Genomic DNA, 22,107 nt, shown 5'->3' with positions numbered 1-22,107 from the left:
CACCACTGGTTACTCGCCGGTAACATATGGAGTGGATCACATTCATTCCACGCAAGGAGTCACTCCAGTGAGCCCCACCACCCCGCGCGCACTACCGCGCCACCGGCAAGTTCGCGACGTCGTCTTCGTCGACGGTGTCCGCACCCCCTTCGGCAAAGCCGGTGACAAGGGCATCTACCACGGCACACGTGCCGACGACCTCGTGGTGAAGTGCATCCGCGACCTGATGCGCCGCAACCCCGAACTGCCCTCCGAACGCATCGACGAGGTGGCCATTGCAGCAACGACCCAGACCGGCGACCAGGGCCTGACGATCGGCCGAACTGCTGCCCTGCTGGCAGGGCTGCCCCAGTCGGTCCCCGGGTATGCCATCGACAGGATGTGCGCCGGCGCGATGACCGCCGTGACCACCAGTGCCGGATCGATCGCCTTCGGCGCCTACGACGTCGTCATCGCCGGCGGCGTCGAACATATGGGCAACCACCCCATGGGAGCCGGAGCCGATCCGAACCCCCGCTTCATTTCCGAACGCCTGGTCGATCCGGCCGCGCTGAACATGGGAAACACCGCGGAGAACCTGCATGACCGGTTCCCGGCCATCACCAAGGAACGTGCCGACCGCTATGCCGTCGCCAGCCAGACCAAACTTGCGGCCGCCTACGAGGCCGGGAACATCCAGCCCGACCTGGTGCCCGTCGCCACGCGACGTCCCGGCCAGGGCTGGGCGCTGAACTCCGTCGACGAGCCACCCCGTCCCGGCACCACCATGGAAGACCTGGATTCACTCCGCACGCCGTTCCGCGCGCATGGACACGTCACCGCGGGCAACGCCGCAGGACTCAACGACGGGGCCACCGCAGCCCTGTTGACCTCCGCCGAGACCGCCGAGGAACTCGGTTTGAGCGCGAAGATGCGCCTGGTGGGCTACGCCTTCGCCGGCGTCGAACCCCAGGTCATGGGCATCGGCCCGGTACCGGCAACGGAGAAGGCGCTGGCCCAGGCCGGCCTGACCATCGAGGACATCGGGCTGTTCGAGATCAACGAGGCCTTCGCCGTACAGGTGCTCTCCTTCTTGGACCACTACGGCATCGCCGACGACGACCCCCGCGTGAACCGCTATGGTGGGGCCATCGCCGTCGGGCATCCGCTGGCCTCCTCGGGCGTCCGCCTGATGAACCAGCTGGCCCACCAATTCGAGGCCGACCCCTCGGTCCGCTATGGGCTGACCACCATGTGTGTCGGGCTCGGCATGGGCGGCACCGTCATCTGGGAAAACCCCCACCACGCCGACTATGGGAAGGACGCCTGAAAATGGCTACACAGGATTTTGACCGCTTCGGGGTACTCGCCGATCAGGTCCCGGACGAGGTCGTCACCCACACCCTGGTCTCCGACGTCCAGCTGCCCTCCGGCAAGACGCTGGCGCTGCTGACCCTGGACAACGGGCTGGACCACTCCAAGCCCACGACCCTGGGCCCGGCAACGCTCATCGAGCTGGGACGGGAGCTCTCCCGCCAACAGGAGCGCGCCGCGTCCGGGGAGATCGCCGCGCTGGCCGTCACCGGCAAGCCGCACTTCCTGGTGGCCGGGGCCGACCTGACCACCGTGAAGACCCTGAAGAACTCCGACAGCGGCACGCTCATGGCCGAACTGGGTCATGCAGCCTACGACCTGCTGGCCGACCTCGGGGTCCCGACCTTTGCCTTCATCAACGGGGTAGCCCTCGGTGGCGGACTGGAAATCGCCCTCGCCTCGACCTACCGCACGGTCTCCACCGGAGCCAACGGCATCGGTTTGCCGGAGGCCTTCATCGGCCTGGTCCCCGGTTGGGGCGGCGTCTACCGACTGCCGCGCCTGATCGGCCCCGAGGCCGCGATGACCGTCATGATCGAGAACCCGTTGAACAACAACCGCTCGCTCAACGGTGTTGCTGCCCACCAGCTGGGTATCGCCGACGCCATCTTCGAGCCGGCAGACTTCGTCGAGCAGTCACTGGCCTGGGCAGATTCTGTGCTCTCCGGTGCCTCCGTCGAACGCCCGAACGCCGTCGATCCCGCCACCGATGCCGCGGCCGCCGAGCGCTGGGACGCTGCGGCAGCCAAGGCGCGGGCCTTCGTGGAAGCCAAGACGGCGAATGCCGCCCCGGCACCGGGCAAGGTCCTGGACGTCTTCGAGGCAGGCAAGACCATCAGCCAGGCCGAATCCGCGGAACTCGAGTGCGCCGCCCTGACCGAACTAATGCAAACCCCGCAGTTCCAGGACACGGTCTACGCCTTCCTGGACCTGGTGCAGAAGCGCGCCAAGCGTCCCGCCGGGGCACCCGACCAGAAGCTGGCCCGACCGGTCACCAAGATCGGTGTCGTCGGCGCCGGCCTGATGGCCGGACAGTTCGCACTGCTCTTCGCCAAGGCGCTGAAGGTCCCGGTCATCATCACCGACATCGACCAGGCGCGCGTGGACAAGGGCCTGGCCTACATCCACGGCGAGATCGACAAGCAGCTGGCCAAGAAGCGCATCTCACCCGATGCCGCCAACCGGACCAAGGGCCTCGTCACCGGATCCGTCACCAAGGATGCGTTCGCCGATGCCGATCTGGTCATCGAGGCGGTCTTCGAGGAGCTGCAGGTCAAGAAGCAGGTCTTCGCCGAAGTGGAGGCAGTGGTCTCCCCCGAGTGCATCCTGGCCACCAACACCTCATCGCTGTCGGTGACGGAGATGGCCGCCGATCTGAAGCATCCCGAGCGCGTCGTGGGGTTCCACTTCTTCAACCCGGTGGCCGTGATGCCGCTGATCGAGATCGTGCGTGCCCCCAAGACGGACGACGTCGTGTTGGCGACGGCGTTTGCCGTGGCCAAACAGCTGCGCAAGACGGCGGTCCTGGTCAAGGACTCCGCGGCCTTCGTGGTCAACCGGGTGCTGCTGCGCCTGATGGGCGAGGTCTCCAACGCCTTCGACGACGGCACCGAAGCCGAGGTCGCGGACAACGCGCTGCGGCCCATGGGCCTGCCCATGAGCCCGTTCACGCTGCTGGCCATGGTCGGCATCCCCGTGGCCCAGCACGTCATGGAGTCCTTGCATGAAGCGTTCGGTGACCGTTTCCGTGTGTCGGCCAACCAGCAGGCGTTGATCGACAACGGGCTGAAGTCTCTCTGGGTCAAGAACGACGACGGCACCCAGTCCATCCCGGAGTCCACCCTGGCGTTGCTGGACTTCGGGGACTCCCCCAGCACCTCCGAGGAGTTGCTGGTGCGGACCCAGGATGCCCTGGCCCAGGAGATCGGGATGATGCTCGACGAGGGCGTCGTGGCAGGCCCCGAGGACATCGACCTGTGCATGATCCTCGGTGCGGGCTGGCCCATGCACCTGGGCGGGATCACCCCGTACCTGGATCGGGTCGGAGCGTCGGAGCGGGTACGTGGGGCGACGTTCCACACTGCCTGATCCCTGCGGCCAGGACATGACGACGGCGGGGCACCGATACCGGTGCCCCGCTCTGGTCATGGTGCCCGGCACCACGCATCCGCCGGGCCGAACCGGCGCCCCCGACATGAAATAATCGTGGCATGAGTACCACCGTGCACCCCTGTCGCCGCCTTGTCCTCGGATCAACGCTCGCCGTCGGCGCAGCCGCCACGCTCACCGCTTGTGGAGACGGGTCATCGGCCGCCCCGAACAACAACGCCCAGGCAGTCCCCGCGCCCTCCGGCGACCCGGTGACCGTCGCCGAGGCGGTGGATCTGCCCGTGGGCACCTCAGTCAACGTGGCCCGTGAGGGGTCCAAGGACGCCTACCTGATCTACCGCAAGGACGAGAAGACCGTACTGGCCTACACCTCGGTCTGCACGCACGCCGGGTGCCGGGTGGGGCCCGGCGAGGGCGACTTCCACTGCCCCTGCCATGATTCGCACTTCAGCGCCGAGGACGGAACGGCCACCGCCGGACCGGCCCGGGGCGCCCTGACCCGGTATGCAGCGGAGATTTCCGACGGCAAGATCCTGCTCTACCCGTAGGTCCGGCGCCGGCTCTCGCCGTACGGGCGCCCACGGTGCCACAATGGGCCCATGGAACAGTTCACAGCCCATATGACAGGACGCCGGGCAGTCCTGGGAGGATCGCTGGTGCTGGGGACGGGAGCTGCGCTGACGGCGTGCGGCGGGTCGAACAAGACCCAACCGGTCCCGGAACCCAGTGGGACGCCCACCAAGGCCACGACCACCACCGAGCTGAAGCCCGGGGCGAGCGCATCGGTGGCGGTGCAGGGGAACAACTACCTGCTCTGGCGCAAGGACGAGAACACCGTTTACGCCTACACTGCGGTCTGCACCCACCAGGGCTGCACCGTCGGCCTGGGCAAGACGGACTTCAAATGCCCCTGCCATGGATCGGAGTTCTCCCATGAGGACGGGTCCCGGGTGGCCGGTCCGGCGAAGAAGCCGTTGACCCGCTACGCAGCCGCCATCGAGGGCCAGGACGTGATGATCTACCTCTAGGGAAGCGCTCAGCGCCGGACGCCGTGAAGCAGGAAGTCGGCGTTGTCGCGTTCCAACCCGGAGATGGCCTCCCAGCCCGCCGAGCCCGCCTGATCGGGTATCGCGAGGGAACGGAGCCCGTTCCATTCGCTGGCCACCACCCGCTGCTCCACCGCCCAGTGGCTGGCCTGCCTCACGCCGTCGACCTCCCGGTCGTAGCGCAGCAAGGTCCCGGGCTCCGTGACGGCCGCCCGGATCGCCGCCGGTGGTTCCTGCTCCTCCACGGCCACCAACCGGGTCTCCTGCGGGGTTCCGGTCTCGTCGTCGACGGAGGTCCACGCTGCGTGGAGCCCGCCGGTGGACAGGAGCCGCTTCAACACCAGGTATTCGCCGTAGCCCGGCAGCGTGCCGGCGGGTACGTGCCGCGTCAGTCCCGGCGGCAGTTCACGTTCGTCACGGGTGCGCAGGGTCGTGCCAATGACGGGCAGGCTCCCGGTGTGGGTCCAGCTGGCGGGATTGTGCAGCAGCACGGGCTCGGCCATCCCCGTGGCGTGGAACCAGCTCAGGTCCCAGTCGATGCCCGGAATGAAGCGGATCCGCGATTCGGCCAGGTAGGCCCCGTCGTCGCCTTCGATCGCGACACGGGTCAACAGCACCGAATACTTCCAGACGCGACGCATCGCACCGACCCGTTGGCCGCCGTCCCGGAACACCTCCCAGCGTTCGAACTCCGGCGGCGCGTCGAGGAGCTCGCGCGGCGTGGACATGGTGTGTCCCCCTTAGAAGAGGGCAACCTTCGGTTCGCGCGGGAAGATCCGGTCCAGCTCGGCCAGGTCCTCGGCGGTGGGCTTCCAGGACGCGGCCACCGCGTTCTGCCTGACCTGTTCGACCCGGGTCGCCCCGGCGATGACGCTGGACACCGGGGTCTGCGCGGCCAGCCAGGAGAACGCCACCTGGACGGAGGTGAGGTCGCGGGCCGCGGCGAAGTCGCCCAGCTCCGCCAGCTGGCCGAAGTCGGCCTTCTCGAGCAGGTTCTGGCGCGAGTGGGTCAGCCGGCTGCCTTCGGGCGCCTGCCCGGAGGAGTACTTGCCGGTCAGCAGACCGTTGGCCAGCGGGAAGTAGGGCAGCACGCCCAAACCGTAGGCAGCGGACGCCGGCAGGACCTCAAGCTCCGCGCGCCGGTCCAGCAGGTTGTAGTGGTTCTGGCTGGAGACAAAGCGCGTGTACCCGCCCGAGCGGGCGGTGAATTCTGCCTCGGCGATCTGCCAGCCGGCCCGGTTGGAGTGCCCGACGTAGCGCACCTTCCCGGAGGCGACCAGGTCATCCAGGGCGGCGAGCGTTTCGTCGATCGGGGTCAGCGGGTCTGGGGTGTGGAACTGGTACAGGTCGATGTAGTCGGTACCCAGCCGGCCCAGCGAGGCCTCCACGGCTCGCATGATGTAGCGGCGCGAGCCCCGGGCACCGAAATCACGGCCGTTGGCGCCGGAGGTGTCCATGCCGAACTTGGTGGCGACGATGACGTCGTCGCGGTGCCCACCCAGGGACTTGCCGAGCCGGGTCTCGGAGAGTCCTGGCTCGCGGCCATAGGTGTCGGCAGTGTCGAAGAACGTGATCCCGGCGTCCAAGGCCGCATGCACGACGGCGTCACTGCCCTGCTGTGATTCGGTGGCGGTTCCGCTGCGGCCGAGGTTGTTGCAGCCCAGGCCGACCACCGACACCGTGAGACCCGAGCGGCCCAGTCGGCGGTATTCCATCTCGGGATGCGCTGGCTCGGTGGTGTTGCGGGTCGAGTTGCTGGCGTTGCTCACGTCGGTGGGTCCTTTCGGGGGTGGTCGGCTGGGCCTGCTGTCGTCTCTGGGGCGCTCAGGAGAGCGAGAACTTGCCCTTCGGCGGCATCGGGTACTTCTGCTTCGCGGACTCCGGATCCTCGAAGGGGGCGACGCCGACGGAGAGCTTCGTGAAGTCGAGCTTCGCCTGGCGGATGCAGACGGTGATGGCGGTGACTGCCTTGGCTGGTTCCGGGGAGAGGATGCGGATGTTGAGCTTGCGGGGGGCGAAGTCGCTGGACTCCACCGTCCCGAGGCCGCGCCAGGCCAGATGCCCGCGCAGCGCCTCGAGGGCCTTGTCGCGCAGGTATTCGTCGCGTGAGGTGCCTTCGGTGGACTTGAGCGCGTACTGGGCGATGACCCAGGACTGTTCGGCGTCGGTGAGTTCGGCGTAGCCGTCCTCGGTGCACTGCTGGCCGAAGGCCTCCATGAGGGCTGCGCCCTTGGCGGCGTCGACGTCCACCGCTTCCTGGGTGGTCGACTGGTGGCCCACGGTCCCGTGGTTGACCACGAACTGGCCGGTGGCCTCGCCGTCGGCCTGTTCGAACCAGGCCTCGCGGAACTGCAGGATCCCGTCGTCGTCACGGCGGTAGGTGCGCTGGATGGGCATGGATTCTCCTGGGTTCTGGCGTCGGTGTCCTCGCGGTCCGCGCTGCCTCGGTTTCCGGGGCGGCGCGGTGCAGCATCTAGCCTACTGCCTGCGAGATCAGGCGGCGTCCGCGCACGAACCAGGCGTCGGCGGTGGTGCCGAACGGTTCATCTCCGGCGCGGACCCGGGTCAACAGGTCATCGGCTGCGCACTGCAGCCGCTGGACCAGTTCATCCGGGTAGCCCAGCAAGCGGGCGTGGTCGGCGAATTCGTCCTCGTCGTCCAGGTAGACGCCCCGGGTGGTGGAGCGGACGACGTCCAGGTCCATGTCGATGGAGTTGAACTCCCAGCCCTGCGGTTTCAACGGCCGCCAGCCGAGGGTGCAGGAGACGTCGATGTACACCCGCAGATCCCCCGGATGCGTCTCGTCGTAGCAGGTCGCCACCCAGTCGCCTTGGTGGGGGAAGAGGCAGACGGCGTCCGATTCCGCAGCGAAGCCTGCACCGGGACGCGATACCAGCGAACCCTGCGGCTGGATGACCCAGTGCCCGTGGTGATCGGCACCCAGGTACCTGCCGGGAACCACCCAGTGGGCGCCGCCGTCGTACTTCCAGGCCCGGGCGATCACGAAATCCCCCACGGCGATGCCGTCCGGGGCGGCCGCCAGGCCCTGCGGCAGGCTCACAGCCGCGGGATCTGGCCGGTGGGCAGCTCCTGGCCCGGCAGCGGGCGGGCGAAGGGGACCTTGGTTCCCAGCACCTGCGCCAGGGTGTCCTGCGTGATCTGGTTGGCGGTCAACCCGACGCGCTCCAGGACCTGGTTGCGCGAGCCGTGCTGGAGGAACTCGGAGGGCAGGCCCACCTCGTTCAGGGCGGTGTCCACGCCCGCGGCACGCATTTCCTGGCGGATCCGCGAGCCGACTCCCCCGGCCTTCACGCCGTCCTCGATGCACACCACGATGCGGTGGCGGGCGGCCAGGCCGATGATGGAGCGGGCCACCGGCAGCACCCAGCGCGGGTCCACGACGGTGGAGGTGACGCCCTGGGCCTCGAGCCGGCCGGCGACGTCCAGCCCCAGGGTGGCCATGGACCCGACGGCGACGATCAGCACGTCCTTCTCCCCGTCACCGCGGCGGTCCAGGACGTCGACGCCGTCGTGCAGGCGCTCGATGGCCTCGAGTTCGGCCCCGACGCTGCCCTTGGAATAGCGCAGCACGGTGGGCGCGTCGTTGATGGCGACTGCCTCGCGCAGTTCCTCGCGCAGCCGGGTGGCATCGCGCGGGGCGGCCAGCGCCAGCCCGGGGACCGACTGCAGCAGGGCCATGTCCCACATGCCGTGGTGGCTGGGCCCGTCGGGTCCGGTGACCCCGGCCCGGTCCAGCACGATGGTGACGCCGGCGCGGTGCAGGGCCACGTCCATGAGCAGCTGGTCGTAGGCACGGTTCAGGAAAGTGGCGTAGAGCGCGACCACCGGGTGCAGTCCCCCGAACGCCATGCCGGCGGCGCTGGTCAGCGCGTGCTGTTCGGCAATGCCGACGTCGATGACCCGCTCGGGGTGGCGTGCTGCCATGGCGGAGAGGCCCACGGGGATGAGCATGGCACCGGTGACGGCGACGATGTCCTTGCGTTCGTCGGCGATGTCGGCGATCTCCTCGCCGAAGACCGACGTCCAGGATTGGGCGCCGGGCCGCTCGACGGGTTCACCGGTCTCGGGGTCGATGACGCCCACCGAATGCATCTGGTCGGCCATGTCGGCCAGGGCCGGCGGGTAGCCCCTGCCCTTCTCGGTGAGCGTGTGCACGATGACCGGGCCCTCGTAGTTGCGGGCCTGCTGCAACGCCTCCTCCACGGCGGCGAGGTTGTGGCCGTCGATCGGGCCGATGTACTTCATGCCCAGGTCCTCGAAGAGCCCCTGGGGTGCCCACCAGTCCTTGATGCCCTTCTTGGTGGCGTGCAGCGACTTGTAGGTGAAACGGCTGACGGCCCCGCCCTGTTGCAGGCGGTCCTTCCACCAGGACAGCGTGTCCTCGTAGACCGGGTGGGTGCGGACCTTGTCCAGCGTGCGTTGGCGCAGCCCGGCCAGCTGTTCGGCCAGCCCGCCGATGGTCGGGGCGTAGGAGCGGCCGTTGTCGTTGACGACGATCACCACGCGCCGGTCCGGGTCGGCGGCAATGTTGTTCACTGCCTCCCAGGCCATGCCGCCGGTCAGGGCGCCGTCGCCGACGACGGCGACCACGTAGCGGTCCCCCTCCCCCGCCAGTTTCCGGGCCCGGGAGATGCCCTCGGCCCAGGACAGCGAGGACGAGGCGTGGGAGGACTCGACGATGTCGTGCTCCGACTCCGCGCGGTCCGGATAGCCGGCCAGGCCGCCCTGTTGGCGCAGCGTGGAGAAGTCCTGGCGCCCGGTGACGAGCTTGTGCACGTAGGACTGGTGGCCGGTGTCGAAGACCACCGAATCGCGCGGGGAATCGAAGACGCGGTGGATGCCCAACGTCAATTCGACGACCCCCAGGTTGGGTCCCAGGTGCCCGCCGGTCTGGGAGACGTTGGCGACCAGGAAGGCGCGGATCTCCTCCGCGAGGTCCTGTAGCTGCGGCAGGCTCAGGCCACGCAGGTCGCGTGGCTCGTGGATGCTCTCAAGCAGTCCCATGCGGGGTCGTCCTTTCGCTGCCGGGAAGATCATTCCATCGTACTGCCGCCGCTGCCCCGTTCACGAGTCGGCGTGCGCATCCGCGCGCAGCCCCAGGAAGGAGGCGACGGCGTCGTGCCCTTGCACACGCAGCGTCCAGTCGGGACGGTTCAGTCCCTGCGGTTCCAGCCGGAGGTGCTGCACGTCCTGCGCGTTTCCACCCCAGGACTTCCGGGTGGTCCCGTTCGGCGCATAGCCCACGGCGCGCGAGACGCCCAACGACGCCTCGTTCCAGCTCGCGGCCTCCGTCTCGGCTGCTTCCGCGCCAAGGTGGTCGAAGGCATAGAGCACGACGGCGGTGCGCATCTCGGTGCCGAGGCCCCGGCCCTGGGCCGATTGGCGGAGCCAGGATCCGGTGGAGACAGTGCGCAGGGTGGCGAAGTCGGTGGCCACCAGGTCCTGCATGCCCACCAGCTCCCCCTCGTGCCAGACGCCGAAGGGCAGCGTCCACGCCGCGGCTTCGGTCTGGGCCCGGGTGCGCCAGACGTGGCGCGCCATGTTGGCCGGCAGCTCCTCGGGCGGGACATCGGTCCAGGGGAAGGAGAAGGGACTGTGTGCCGGGTCGTGGATCCCGGACTCGGCGGCGGCGATGAACGCCGGAAGGTCATCGTCGGTGACCAGGCGCAACACCAGGCGGGGTGTGGCCAGGCGCAGGGCGAAGAGCGGCCAGGGGATCGTCGGGTTCTCCATGGGTTGAGTCTAGGGGCCGTTCCCGACGGCTGGACAAGACATAGCCAGCGAGTCCGCCACCGTGGTAGACAGCAAGGAGTACTGACGCAGCTCCTCGGTTCTGCGGCGACTGATATTCAGGTCAATCCGCCGACTCACCTCTGATCTGACGAGAACCCGCCGGAAGCGAAGCCGGCGCGAAGGAGCGCCCTCATGACACCCCAAGCCGGACCTACTCCCGATGATCTGCCCGCACCGGCCGCCTCCAACATCACCCCCCGGGCGTTGGCCGGATTCCGGCGTGAGCTGGATCAGCGGAAATACGACGCCGTGGACAGTTCGTGGGCGGGATCCGTACCGGCACAGTACGGGGTGGCACCGCGGATACGCATCGGACGCAGCAGGTGGTTCAACCTCTTGTGGCTGGTCCCCCTGGGCTTCGTGCTGCTGATCATCGGCATTGCCGTGGCCAAGGGGGTGCGCGAGATGCCCGCAGTCGCCGGGTTCATCGACCAGTACCCCGGCACAGTTGTCCCCAGCGGTCCGGAAGCGGGCACCGGGTTCCCGGCATGGCTGGGGTGGCAGCACTTCTTCAACATGTTGTTGATGATTCCCATCATCCGCTCCGGGTTGACGATCATCGCGGACCACCCCCGCTTCTACTGGACCCGGCACTCGACTCCGGGCAAGGACTGGTTCCGGGTGCAGAAACCGGTGCCAGCAGATCCCCTCTGGACCGCCAAGCAGGATTCCATCACGCTGCCCGACGGCATCGGCTTGCCGGGACGACGTCACTCCATCGGCCTCGCCCGGTGGTGGCATCTGGGCATCAACACCCTGTGGCTGCTCAATGGGATCATCTTCTACATCCTGGTGTTTGCCACCGGCCATTGGTTGCGGCTGGTCCCCACCGGCTGGGAAGTCTTCCCCAACGCCTTCTCGGTGATGATCCAGTACCTTTCCCTCGACTGGCCCACTGACGACGCCTGGGTCGCCTACAACAGCCTCCAGCTCGTCGCCTACTTCATCACCGTCTTCGTGGCGGCCCCGCTGGCCTTCATCACGGGGCTGGGCATGTCACCGGCCCTGTCGACGAAGTTCAGGTGGATCAGCAGGATCTTCAGCATCCAATTCGCACGTTCACTGCACTTCCTGGTTCTGGTCTGGTTCCTGCTGTTCATCGTGATGCATGTCACCCTGGTCGTGGCCACCGATGCCCTGCACAACTTCAACATGATGTACACGAGCAGCAACGACGCCGAGAGCTGGATCGGGTTGGGGGTCTTCGCCGCGTCGCTGGTCGTGATGATCGTCCTCTGGGTTGCCGTCACGCCCTTCACCTACCGCCATCCGCGCGCCGTCCAGCGCATCGGCTACGCCCTCATCGGCCCCGTGCAGCGGTTGTTCGAGCATCTGGATTCCAGGCCAGGCCAGTACACCGAAAAGGACATTTCGCCCTACATGTGGCATAACGGCAAGTACCCCGAGACGCCGGAATACCAGGAGCTCCACGAGAACAACTTCGCCGGCTACCGCCTGCAGATCTCCGGTCTGGTCGAGAACCCCGCGGAGCTGGACCTGAAGCAGCTGCGGGATCTGCCCTACCACGAGCAGATCACCCAGCACTTCTGCATTCAGGGCTGGTCCGGCATCGCCAAGTGGGGCGGCGTATCCCTGCAGACCATCGTCGATCTGGTGAAGCCAAAGCCCGAGGCCAAGTGGGTCATCTTCTACTCCTTTGCCGAAGGACCCGACGGCGGCATCTACTACGATGCCCAACCCATCGAGCAGATGGGGTACCACCTGACCATGCTCGCCTACGACATGAACAACGAAGCCCTGTCCTACGGCCACGGAGCGCCGCTGCGGCTACGCAACGAAGTCCAGCTCGGCTTCAAACTCGTCAAGTGGATCAAGGGCATCGAATTCGTCGAGGACTTCAAGGACTTCGGCGGCGGGGAAGGCGGCTACAACAACGACCACGAGTTCTTCGGCTACCGGCAATCCATCTAGGCGCGCTGGATCCAGGAAAATGAAACCGCTCAAGGCCCGGCGCCGCGTCCCGCCCGGGTTAAATGCCGCAGGGCGGGCCACCCGGTGTCCCGGATGGCCCGCCCTCGTGGTGCGGTGTGCTCTGCCTACTTGGCGGAGATCTGCCGCAGCACGTACTGCAGGATGCCGCCGTTGCGGTAGTAGTCGGCTTCACCGGGGGTATCGATGCGCAGTACCGCATCGAAGGACTTGGTGGAGCCGTCTTCTGCGGTCGCGGTGACCTTCAGCGTCGACGGGGTGGTCCCGTTGTTCAGCTCGGTCACGCCGGAGATGGAGAAGGACTCGGTCCCCTCAAGGCCCAGGGTGGCCGCGGACTCGCCCTCGGGGAACTGCAGTGGCAGCACGCCCATGCCGATGAGGTTGGAGCGGTGGATGCGCTCGTAGCTCTCGGCCATGACGGCCTTCACGCCCAGCAGTGCGGTGCCCTTGGCGGCCCAGTCACGCGAGGAGCCCGAACCGTATTCCTTGCCGGCGATGACGACCAGCGGGGTGCCGGCTGCCTCGTAGTTCACGGCTGCGTCGTACACGAAGGCCTGCGGTGCACCGGCCTGGGAGAAGTCACGGGTGTAGCCACCCTCGACGTTGTCCAGGAGCTGGTTGCGGATGCGGATGTTCGCGAACGTGCCGCGGATCATCACCTCGTGGTTGCCACGACGGGAGCCGTAGGAGTTGAAGTCCTTGCGGTCCACACCGTTGGCCAGCAGGTACTGGCCGGCCGGGGAATCGGACTTGAACGAGCCGGCCGGGGAGATGTGGTCGGTGGTGACCGAATCGCCCAGCTTCAGCAGCACGCGGGCTCCCTCGATGTCGGAGACCGGCTCCGGCTGCGCCTTCATGCCCTCGAAGTACGGGGGCTTGCGGACGTAGGTGGAATCCTCGGCCCACTCGAAGGTGTCGCCGGCCGGGGTGTCAAGTGCCTTCCAGCGGTCGTCGCCGTCGAAGACGCCCTCGTAGCCCTTGGCGAACATTTGCTTGTCGATGGAGGCATCCATGACCTTCTGGACCTCGACCGGGTTCGGCCAGATGTCCTTGAGGAAGACCTCGTTGCCGGCATCGTCCGTGCCCAGGGCGTCGACCTCGAAGTCGAAGTCCATGGTTCCGGCCAGGGCGTAGGCGATGACCAGTGGCGGGGAGGCCAGGTAGTTCATCTTCACGTCCGGGTTGATCCGGCCCTCGAAGTTGCGGTTGCCCGAGAGCACCGAGGTGGCGGAGAGGTCGTTGGTCTGGATGGCCTCGGAGATCTCCGGCTCCAGCGGGCCCGAGTTGCCGATGCAAGTGGTGCAGCCGTAGCCGACGATGTAGAAGCCGAGCTTCTCCAGGTACGGGGTCAGGCCGGACTTCTCGTAGTAGTCCGTGACGACCTTCGAGCCGGGGGCGACGGAGGTCTTGACCCACGGCTTGGACGCCAGGCCCTTGTCCACGGCGTTGCGGGCCAGCAGCGCGGCCGCCAGCATCACCGAGGGGTTGGACGTGTTGGTGCACGAGGTGATCGAGGCGATGGAGACCATGCCGTGATCCACGGTGAACTCGCGACCATCGGCCATCTTCACGTCGACCGACTTGGAGGGACGGCCGATGTTCAGGCTGTCCGCGTCACCGTCGGCGTAGTTGTGGATGTCCTTGCGGAACTGCTCCTTGGCGCTGGTCAGCTCGATGCGGTCCTGGGGACGCTTCGGGCCGGCGATGGAGGGGACCACGGTGGACAGGTCCAGTTCGAGACGCTCGGAGAAGCGGATCTCGCGGCTGGGATCGTGCCACAGGCCCTGTTCCTTGGTGTAGGTCTCGACCAGTGCAACGTTCTCCTCGGACCGGCCGGTCAGGCGCAGGTAGTCCAGGGTGACGTCGTCGATCGGGAACATGGCGGCCGTGGAGCCGAACTCCGGGCTCATGTTGCCAATGGTGGCGCGGTTGGCCAGCGGCACCTGGGCGACGCCCTCGCCGTAGAACTCCACGAACTTGCCAACCACACCGTGCTTGCGCAGCATCTCGGTGATGGTCAGCACCACGTCGGTCGCGGTGGCGCCGGCGGGGATGGAACCGGAGAGCTTGAAGCCCACCACGCGCGGGATGAGCATGGAGACGGGCTGGCCGAGCATCGCTGCCTCGGCTTCGATGCCGCCAACGCCCCAACCCAGCACACCCAGGCCGTTGACCATGGTGGTGTGCGAGTCGGTGCCCACGCAGGAGTCGGGGTAGGCGCGCAGCTTGCCGTCGATCTCGCGGGTCATCACGGTGCGGGCCAGGTACTCGATGTTGACCTGGTGGACGATGCCCGTTCCCGGGGGGACGACCTTGAAGTCGTCGAACGCCGTCTGGCCCCAGCGCAGGAACTGGTACCGCTCGCCATTGCGCTGGTACTCGATGTCCATGTTGCGCTCGACAGCGTCCTTGTTGCCGAAGACGTCGATCTGGACCGAGTGGTCGATGACCATTTCGGCAGGTGCCAACGGGTTCACGCGGGTCGCGTCGCCGCCGAGTTCCTTGATGGCCTCGCGCATCGTGGCGAGGTCGACCACACACGGCACGCCGGTGAAGTCCTGCATCAGCACGCGCGCCGGCGTGAACTGGATTTCGGTGCTTGGTTGGGCATTCTCATCCCACTGGGCCAATGCCCGGACGTGGTCGGCCGTGATGTTGGCGCCGTCCTCGGTCCGAAGCAGGTTCTCCAGAAGGATCTTGAGGCTGTACGGAAGGCTGTCGCTGCCCTCGACCGCGTTCAGCCGGAAAATTTCATACTCGTTGCCATTGACGTCCAATACGCCTTTGGCACCAAAGCTGTCCACATTACTCACTGGGACTCCTCTCGCCAGACTTTCATCTTTGTTGCACGCCCGTGCACGCCGCCAGTAAGGCGAACCTAACCGGCTTCGCTGCACGATGGGATGGCGGCAGAGCTCGCGGCCAGTCTATCCTTTCGGCGCCGGAACCAGCGCCCCGACGCACTCCACATGGTGGGTGTGCGGGTAGAGGTCGAGGGCCCGCAGGGATTCGAGCGCGTAACCTTTCAGCGCAAAGTCCCGGATGTCCCGGGCGAACGATGCCGGATCGCAGGATACGTAGGCGATGCGGGCGGGCCGGGCGGCGGCCACCGCGGCAACACCGGCCCGTCCCACACCGGTACGCGGAGGGTCCAGCACGATCCCGTCCACGGCTCCCGGCAACTTGTCGATTTCCTGGCGCAGCACCTTCTCCACGCGTCCCTGCCGGATGATGGCCTGGTCCAGCCCGTGGACATTGCGGCGGGCGTCCTTGCTGGTCCCCGGGGCTCCTTCGATCGAGACGACGGCGCCCTCGGGCCCCACGGCACGGGCCAACGGAACGGTGAACAGGCCGGCCCCAGCGTAGAGATCGGCGAAGGACTGGCCTGGCTCCGGAGCCAGGATCTGCTGCACCGCGTCCTGCAGCGCGTCGGGGGCGCTGCGGTGGATCTGCCAGAACCCCTCACCGGTGACCCGGTAGTCGTTGCCGGCGGCCCGTTCGGCCACCCAGGTCCTGCCGCGCAGCCGGCGCAGCGTCCCGGCGCCGTCCGCCGCGGAACCACCCTGCTGGGTGATCACTGCCACATTGCTGCCCTCGGGCAGCGCCTTGGCCAGGCGTCCGGCGGCTCCTGGCCGTGCGGCCGGATCCTCGACCAACAGCACCAGCGGAGCCCCACCGGCGGAGGGGGCTGCCACTTCGATCCGGGCCAGGCCGTGCAGGGGCAGATCGGCCAGGCCCAGGTCGTTGATCGCTGCCACGGCCAACGGCATCTGCGTGATCGGCACCAACCGCTCGGAATGGTAGGCGTTCATGGCCAGCCGTCCGGAGGCGTCGACGCTGAAGGCCGTCCGCGTCCGCCAGCCCAGTCCGTCGGCACGCTCCCCCGGCGCCGCCTCCACACCGGTGAACCCCACGTCTGCTGCCTGCAGTCCCGCGAGGCGTTCCAGCTGCTCGCGGACGACGGCGGACTTCAACTCGCGCTGGTAGCCCAGTTCGGCATGGCCGAACTCGGCGCCACCCACGGGCAGTTCCCCGGCGGCGTGGCGGGCCAGCGAGTCGGCTGCGTCCCAGAAGTGCGGCACCCGGTGCTCCGAGGCGTCCAGGACCTCGATTGTGTCGGCCCGCCAGAACCTGGCGCCTTCCCCGGCGTCGGTCAGTCGCGCCCTGACGCGCTCCCCGGGCAGCGCGTGCCGCACGAAGACCACCCGGCCCTCGTGGCGGGCCACGAAGTGCCCTCCGTGGGCCGGCGCCCCGATCTCGACCTCGATCGTCTCCCCCGTGATCGCCTCTGCCTGCATGCTCACTTGATGCTCCCGCCGTCGTGCTGTGGTGTGTTGTCCTCGGCGGATGGATCGCCGCGTTCGTTCTCGAAAAGGGCCCGTCCGTGGGTTTCCTCCGACAGCTGCCAGGGGACGCTGGCGACCACGACCCCTGGTTCGAAGTGCAGCCGCGTCTTGATCCGCAGGGCCGTCTGGTTGTGGACCAGCTGCTCCCACCAGCGTCCCACGACGTATTCGGGGATGTAGACCACGATCAGGTCGCGGGGGGAATCGGATTTGATGCCCTTGATGTAGTCGATGATCGGTGCCGCGGTCTCCCGGTAGGGCGAGGCCAGGACGGTGATCGGCACCGGGATCTGCAGCCGGTCCCATTCGGCGACGGTCCGGGCGGTGGCCTCCTGGTCGATGTCCACGATGATCGCATCGAGCTTGGACGGACGGCCGGCGCGGGCGAAGGCGACGGCCCGGAGCACCGGCTTGCGCAGCGTCGAGACCAGGATCAGCGCGTGGACCCGCGCCGGCAGCGCCTTGGCGGTGCCGGCCGTGTCGATCGACAGTTCACGGTCCACCGCGGCGTAGTGGGCATGGATCGAATACATCACCAGGTAGAGCACCACGATGGCCAGCACCGCCAGCCAGGCACCGAAGATGAACTTGGTGACCAGCACGATCACCAGCACGGCGGCGGTGAGCACGAACCCGACCAGGTTCAGCAACCGCGAGCGCATGATCCGGTGCCTCACCCGGGCCTTGGCGGTGCTGGCCAGCTGCCGGCTCCAGTGCCTGACCATGCCCAGCTGGCTGAGCGTGAAGGACACGAAGACCCCGACGACGTAGAGCTGGATGAGCGTGGCGACATGTGCGTTGAAGACCAGCACCAGGGCCAGCGCGCCGACGCCCAGGGCGATGATGCCGTTGCTGAAGCCCAACCGGTCCCCGCGTTTGCGCAGCTGGCGGGGCAGGTAGCCGTCGGTGGCCAGATGCGAGGCCAGGTTCGGGAACGAGGTGAACGCCGTGTGTCCTGCCATCCACAGCACGGCGACGGTGGCGGCGAGGATCACGAAGAAGCCGAAGCTGCCGGCGCCGAACACCGCCTGGGCGAGCTGTCCCAGGACGGGGTTCTGGATGTAGTCCCCGGGCACCGGCCCCCCGTTGGCGAGCAGGTTGGCCTGCGGGTTCTCCACCATGTGCACCCGGGTGGCGCGGGCCAGGAACATGGTGCCCAGGGTCAACACGGTGGCGATGACGCCGAGCATCAGCAGGATCGATGCTGCATTGCGGGCGCGGGGGCGGGCCAGGTTCTGCACGTTGGAGATCGGGGCCTCGATGCCGGTCAGCGCGGCGGAGCCGGTGGAGAAGGCGCGCAGCACCAGCACCACGCCGAGCAGGCCGGTGAGCGAGGAGTCGTAGCCGGCCTGCGGCAGGATCTCGAACCCGGCGCTGGGGGCCGCCCCGAGGCTGCCCCGGGCCGCGCCGATCGCCCCGGTCACGATCATCACCAGCATGGTGCCGATGAACAGGTAGGTCGGCAGCGCCTTGCCCAGGCGGGAGCGGCCCAGCCCGCGCAGGTTCAGCAGGGCCAAGAGCACGACGCCGGCACTGGCCAGCTGCGTCTGGTGGCCGTTGAGCGCGGGGAAGGCCGCAACGACGTAGTGGGCAGCGGAGGACATCGACACGGCCACGGTGAGCACGAAGTCGACCAGCAGCGCCGCCGCGACGGTGGTGCCGGCGCGTGGTCCCAGGTTGACGCTGGCGATCTCGTAGTCGCCGCGGCCCGACGGGTAGGCCTTCACCGACTGCCGGTAGGACGCGATGATCACCAGCATGACGGCCATGATGGCGATGCCCACCACCGGCGAGAAATAGATGGCCGACAACCCGGCAATGGCCAACGTCATCAGCACCTCGTCGGGGGCGTAGGCCACCGAGGAGAGCGCGTTGGAGGAAAGCAGTGGAAGCGCGAGCCGGCGGCGCAGCGGCGCCTGCTTCAGCCGTTCGGTGCGGAATGGCCTGCCAACCAGGATCCGCTTCAGCGCGTCGAGGAACGTCAGCACCAGTCAAAGTTAGCCCGTGCATGGTCTATCTGTCATACACGCCGCGCCTCCAGCGCCCGCCGGGTGCCCGGCGTGGGAGACTGGGAACCACTTGCGGGACGCCGACGGCGCCACCGCCACGACCACGACCCGGGGAGCAATGCATGGCCCACTTCGTCATCATGGGGTGCGGACGCGTCGGCGTCACGCTGGCCCACACCTTGGACGACGCCGGACATACCGTGGCGATCATCGACCAGGACGAGCGGGCGTTCCGGCGGTTGCGCCGGGGGTTCGCCGGCCAGAAGGTCAGCGGTGTCGGGTTCGACCGCGAGACCCTGGAACGGGCAGATATCGCCAACGCCTACGCCTTCGCCGCCGTCTCCAGCGGGGACAACTCCAACATCCTGGCCACCCGCGTAGCCCGCGAGAACTACCATGTGCCCCACGTCGTGGCCCGGATCTACGACCCGGGCCGGGCGGAGATCTACCAGCGGCTGGGGATCCCCACCGTGGCTGCAGTGCGCTGGAGCGCCGACCAGGTACTGCGTCGGATCCTTCCCGAGCAGGGCATCAACGGTGACTTCCGCGAGGCCTCCGGCCGCCTGATCCTCGGGGAGGTGTCCGTCAACGACGCATGGTACGGGCACAGCCTGGCCGACATCGAGGAGGTCTCGGGCATCCGGGTCGCCTACCTCACCCGTTTCGGCGAGGGGATGATCCCGCGCTCGGATGACCGCCTGCAGCAGGGCGACATCCTGCACGCCATGATGGCCGTGCGGACCATGGGCGACATCGACAGGATCCTGTCCAAGCCACCGGCGGCCACACCGGACGACGATGAGGAGCAGCAGTGAAGATCGTCATCGCGGGGGCCGGCAGCGTCGGCTCCTCCATCGCCAAGGAACTGATTTCGCACGGCCACCAGGTCCTGCTGATCGACGAGAAGCCCGAGGTAGTCGGGCGCAGCGGCGTCCAGGGGGCCACCTGGCTCTTCGGCGACGCCTGCGAGCTCACCACGCTCAAGGAAGCCCAGCTCGGCGAGGTCGACGTCGTGGTGTCCGCCACCGGCGACGACAAGGTGAACCTGGTCGTCTCGCTGCTGGCCAAGAGCGAGTTCGGCGTCGGCCGGACGGTGGGGCGGGTCAACAACCCGAAGAACGACTGGATGTTCGACGACGCCTGGGGTGTCGACGTGGCGGTGAGTACCCCGCGCATGATGACCGCGCTGGTCGAGGAGGCCGTCGAGGTCGGCGACGTGGTGCGGCTGCTGACCCTGCAGACCGGTGTCACTTCCATGGTCGAATTCACCGTCCCGGCCGATGCAGCCCTGATTGGCAGCACGCTCGGTGAGGTCCCGTGGCCGCAGGACACCGCGGTGGTGGCGATCCTGCGCGATGACCTGGCCATCACCCCCAGCCCCGATGACGTGATCGAGGGTGGCGACGAGCTGTTCTTCATCACCGCCATTGCCGCCGAGGACGATTTGCGCACGGTCCTGCGCTCGCAGACCCGCACCCGTTCCGACGGCATCGAGGACGACGCCGCCGACGCCTTCCGCGCCTAGCCGATATGAGATAGGCGCGTGGGCGTCAGCCGGGGTCAGGGGCGCTCTGCGGCGTCCCCGGTCCCGGGCGTGGATGCGGGGCGGGAAATCATCCAGGACAACCACAGTCCCATGGCGTACAGCGGGATGCCCATGACGATGCGGGCCGCCCCCAGCGCCTCGACGTTGTTCGCCGCGTACAACGGCAGCTGCACGGCCAACCGGGCAGCAAATACTCCAACGATCACCCAGGTCGCCACGTTGTAGGCGGTCCTCCGCCGCGGCTCCTGGCGCCACTGGGTGTTCTCGCCCCGGATGAAACCGAACACCAGTCCCATCAGCGGCCAACGCACGAACACGGAGAGCGCCAGGCCGAGGAGGTAGGCGCCGTTCAGGATGAAACCGGGGACGTAGAAGTCGCGGGCATTGCCCGTGGTGCGCGCCACCAGGGCACAGATCACGACGCCGAAGAGCCCGGCCAGTGCCTGGCTGAGTCCTGACTTGCGGACCAAACGGACCACCGTGAACACGGCGGCGATGGCCAGCGAGGAGATGAGTGCGGGGTTCAACTCCTGGGTCGCCATGAAAACGCCCAGGAACACGATGCCCGGCAGCAGGGCTTCCACGAGGCCGCGGACACCGCCGACCGTCTTGAGCACGTCGACCTGTCCGCTGGCGGTCCGGTGGATTCCCGATCCCTCGGCCAGGCGGCGGCCCAGGTCATCGGCCGGGTTCATCTCCGGTTCCGGGGGCTGGCCGTTCTCCGGGCCGTGGCTCATGTGTCCTCCAGGGGATGTTCGCGTTCCGGCAGGATCTCGTACCGGGGGTTGTAGATGGTGGGGAGTCCGTCGACCGGGGCGATCATGCCCTCGAAGCGCAGCCGGGTGCCGGCTTCGATGCCCGGGACGCGACGTTGACCCGTCCAGACCAGACGGATCCGGCTCACCGGGGTGCGGCGTCCTCCGGGGGGAGCCGGGGTGTCCACGACGCCTGCGGTGAAAACCGGGGCCTGCCCGCCCGGAAGGATCCTGATGTGCTCAACGAAGCCGCGGGCCTGGATCCGTCCGCGGACGGGCAGCTGGCTCAGCGCAGAGCATTGCTCGGCGTCGGCTGCCACCGGGCGCCCGGGGCCCAGGTCGGAGCCCCGGCGCCGGGTCGGGTGGGAGCGTTCAGCCAATCTGGGTGATCTCCGGCCCGCGTTCGGGCCGCCCATCCAGACCCGAGTCGCCGTCGTCGGTGCCGTCGGCGGGTTCCTCACGGGCGACGGCGCCGGCGGGCATGGTCAGCGGGATGAGCTCCGTCGGCGGCATGGGCTGGTCACCGCGGTCGACAACCACCCGTGCGAACCGGTCTTCGAGGCGCTCGGCCTGGGCGCGATCCAGGGTGGCCGGGCCACCGATGACGCCACGGAGGAACCAGCGTCCGCCATCGACGCCGAGGAACCGCGCGACCATGTATCCCTGGGTGCCGTCCGGACCTTCGGCGGGAACCCGGGCGATGAGTTCGGTGCCGAAGCGGCCCTCCACCCGGTCGATCTTGCCGTCCTGTTCGCCGATGCTCTGCTCGATCTGCGCGGCAATGCCGTCCCACAGGCCCGAGGACTTCGGTGCGGCGAAAACCTGGAGCTGCAGCCGGGACCCGTCGAGTTCCAGAGCCGCGGCGATCACGCGCTGGCTGCCCTCCTCGACCTCCAGGCGCAGCTGCATGCCCTCGACGGGCTCGACCTTCAGCGCACCGAGGTCGATGTAGTGCTCGTGATCGGGGGCATCGTCGATATCGAACGGCCCCTGTTCATTTCCCGGGGCCAGTGGCTCGAGGCCGTCATCGGTTCCGGCGCCCGAGGCGGTCTCCGAATCCGCAGCGTCCTGCCCGGTCCGGGCCTCGGACACTGCGTCGTCGGTGGTCTTGGTGGTCTTGCGCTTGAAGATCATGGGTGCTCCTCCCGGCCCCTCGGGGCCGCAGCTGGTGACAAGGGG

19 protein-coding genes are annotated in these 22,107 nt (G+C 68.0%); 7 read left to right on the top strand and 12 right to left on the bottom strand.

Annotation, left to right across the window (positions count from 1 at the left end; translation table 11 throughout):
- Nucleotides 1-67: 67 nt before the first annotated feature.
- The 4 genes from ABD088_RS12115 to ABD088_RS12100 all read left to right on the top strand — a co-directional run bounded on the left by ABD088_RS12115 (nt 68) and on the right by ABD088_RS12100 (nt 4,490).
- Nucleotides 68-1,309, top strand: a complete 1,242-nt coding sequence (locus tag ABD088_RS12115; protein WP_343902189.1) for a thiolase family protein — start codon at nt 68-70, stop codon at nt 1,307-1,309.
- Nucleotides 1,310-1,311: 2 nt separating this feature from the next.
- Nucleotides 1,312-3,441: a 3-hydroxyacyl-CoA dehydrogenase NAD-binding domain-containing protein gene (locus ABD088_RS12110; RefSeq protein WP_343902188.1), complete on the top strand. Its 2,130-nt coding sequence runs from the start codon at nt 1,312-1,314 to the stop codon at nt 3,439-3,441.
- 122 nt (nt 3,442-3,563) lie between these two features.
- On the top strand, nt 3,564-4,010 hold the full coding sequence (locus tag ABD088_RS12105; protein WP_343902187.1) for a QcrA and Rieske domain-containing protein: 447 nt from the start codon (nt 3,564-3,566) through the stop codon (nt 4,008-4,010).
- Nucleotides 4,011-4,061: 51 nt separating this feature from the next.
- Complete coding sequence (locus ABD088_RS12100) at nt 4,062-4,490, top strand: Rieske (2Fe-2S) protein (protein ID WP_343902186.1); 429 nt, start codon at nt 4,062-4,064, stop codon at nt 4,488-4,490.
- An 8-nt stretch (nt 4,491-4,498) separates the two neighbouring features.
- Here ABD088_RS12100 and ABD088_RS12095 read toward each other — a convergent pair whose 3' ends face one another.
- From ABD088_RS12095 to ABD088_RS12070, 6 genes are all read right to left on the bottom strand, one after another.
- Nucleotides 4,499-5,236: a hypothetical protein gene (locus ABD088_RS12095; protein ID WP_343902185.1), complete on the bottom strand. Its 738-nt coding sequence runs from the start codon at nt 5,234-5,236 to the stop codon at nt 4,499-4,501.
- A 12-nt stretch (nt 5,237-5,248) separates the two neighbouring features.
- Nucleotides 5,249-6,223, bottom strand: coding sequence for an aldo/keto reductase (locus ABD088_RS12090; RefSeq protein WP_343902375.1), 975 nt, complete (start codon nt 6,221-6,223; stop codon nt 5,249-5,251).
- Between the two features lie 109 nt (nt 6,224-6,332).
- Nucleotides 6,333-6,905, bottom strand: a complete 573-nt coding sequence (locus ABD088_RS12085) for a hypothetical protein (RefSeq protein ID WP_343902184.1) — start codon at nt 6,903-6,905, stop codon at nt 6,333-6,335.
- Nucleotides 6,906-6,981: 76 nt separating this feature from the next.
- Nucleotides 6,982-7,569 carry a DUF402 domain-containing protein gene (locus tag ABD088_RS12080; protein WP_343902183.1) on the bottom strand — a complete coding sequence of 196 codons (588 nt, stop codon included), beginning with the start codon at nt 7,567-7,569 and terminating at the stop codon, nt 6,982-6,984.
- The gene (dxs, locus tag ABD088_RS12075) at nt 7,566-9,533 is read right to left on the bottom strand and encodes a 1-deoxy-D-xylulose-5-phosphate synthase (protein ID WP_343902182.1); all 1,968 of its coding nucleotides are present in this window, start codon (nt 9,531-9,533) and stop codon (nt 7,566-7,568) included. Before dxs ends, ABD088_RS12080 begins: the two co-directional genes overlap by 4 nt.
- A 60-nt stretch (nt 9,534-9,593) precedes the next feature.
- Nucleotides 9,594-10,262, bottom strand: coding sequence for a GNAT family N-acetyltransferase (locus ABD088_RS12070; RefSeq protein WP_343902181.1), 669 nt, complete (start codon nt 10,260-10,262; stop codon nt 9,594-9,596).
- Between the two features lie 192 nt (nt 10,263-10,454).
- On the opposite strand from ABD088_RS12070, the gene ABD088_RS12065 reads away from it, so the two are divergent.
- On the top strand, nt 10,455-12,254 hold the full coding sequence (locus tag ABD088_RS12065; RefSeq protein ID WP_343902180.1) for a molybdopterin-dependent oxidoreductase: 1,800 nt from the start codon (nt 10,455-10,457) through the stop codon (nt 12,252-12,254).
- Between the two features lie 125 nt (nt 12,255-12,379).
- Here ABD088_RS12065 and acnA read toward each other — a convergent pair whose 3' ends face one another.
- From acnA to ABD088_RS12050, 3 genes are all read right to left on the bottom strand, one after another.
- On the bottom strand, nt 12,380-15,085 hold the full coding sequence (gene acnA / locus ABD088_RS12060; protein ID WP_343902179.1) for an aconitate hydratase AcnA: 2,706 nt from the start codon (nt 15,083-15,085) through the stop codon (nt 12,380-12,382).
- Nucleotides 15,086-15,199: 114 nt separating this feature from the next.
- A complete protein-coding gene (locus ABD088_RS12055; RefSeq protein ID WP_343902374.1) occupies nt 15,200-16,570 on the bottom strand; it encodes a class I SAM-dependent RNA methyltransferase in 1,371 nt (456 codons plus the stop codon).
- 2 nt (nt 16,571-16,572) lie between these two features.
- Nucleotides 16,573-18,606, bottom strand: coding sequence for an APC family permease (locus ABD088_RS12050; RefSeq protein ID WP_343902178.1), 2,034 nt, complete (start codon nt 18,604-18,606; stop codon nt 16,573-16,575).
- A gap of 143 nt (nt 18,607-18,749) precedes the next feature.
- Here ABD088_RS12050 and ABD088_RS12045 point away from each other — a divergent pair, with 143 nt between their 5' ends.
- The gene (locus ABD088_RS12045; protein ID WP_343902177.1) at nt 18,750-19,442 is read left to right on the top strand and encodes a potassium channel family protein; all 693 of its coding nucleotides are present in this window, start codon (nt 18,750-18,752) and stop codon (nt 19,440-19,442) included.
- The gene (locus ABD088_RS12040) at nt 19,439-20,152 is read left to right on the top strand and encodes a potassium channel family protein (RefSeq protein WP_343902176.1); all 714 of its coding nucleotides are present in this window, start codon (nt 19,439-19,441) and stop codon (nt 20,150-20,152) included. Before ABD088_RS12045 ends, ABD088_RS12040 begins: the two co-directional genes overlap by 4 nt.
- A 35-nt stretch (nt 20,153-20,187) precedes the next feature.
- Here the strand turns inward: ABD088_RS12040 and ABD088_RS12035 are convergent, their stop codons facing one another.
- The 3 genes from ABD088_RS12035 to ABD088_RS12025 are packed head-to-tail and all read right to left on the bottom strand — an operon-like array spanning nt 20,188 to nt 22,062.
- Entirely contained in the window at nt 20,188-20,910 is a 723-nt protein-coding gene (locus ABD088_RS12035; protein WP_343902175.1) for a DUF3159 domain-containing protein, read from the bottom strand.
- Nucleotides 20,907-21,308 (bottom strand): single stranded DNA-binding domain-containing protein, encoded by a 402-nt coding sequence (locus ABD088_RS12030; RefSeq protein WP_343902174.1) that lies wholly within the window; start codon nt 21,306-21,308, stop codon nt 20,907-20,909. The genes ABD088_RS12035 and ABD088_RS12030 overlap by 4 nt, the downstream gene beginning before the upstream one ends.
- On the bottom strand, nt 21,301-22,062 hold the full coding sequence (locus tag ABD088_RS12025; protein WP_343902173.1) for a DUF3710 domain-containing protein: 762 nt from the start codon (nt 22,060-22,062) through the stop codon (nt 21,301-21,303). Before ABD088_RS12025 ends, ABD088_RS12030 begins: the two co-directional genes overlap by 8 nt.
- Nucleotides 22,063-22,107 lie beyond the last annotated feature (45 nt).

Source organism: Arthrobacter rhombi (genome assembly GCF_039526245.1).
Classification (GTDB): Bacteria; Actinomycetota; Actinomycetes; order Actinomycetales; family Micrococcaceae; genus Arthrobacter_H; species Arthrobacter_H rhombi.
This window is presented reverse-complemented; position numbering and strand designations above follow the sequence as displayed.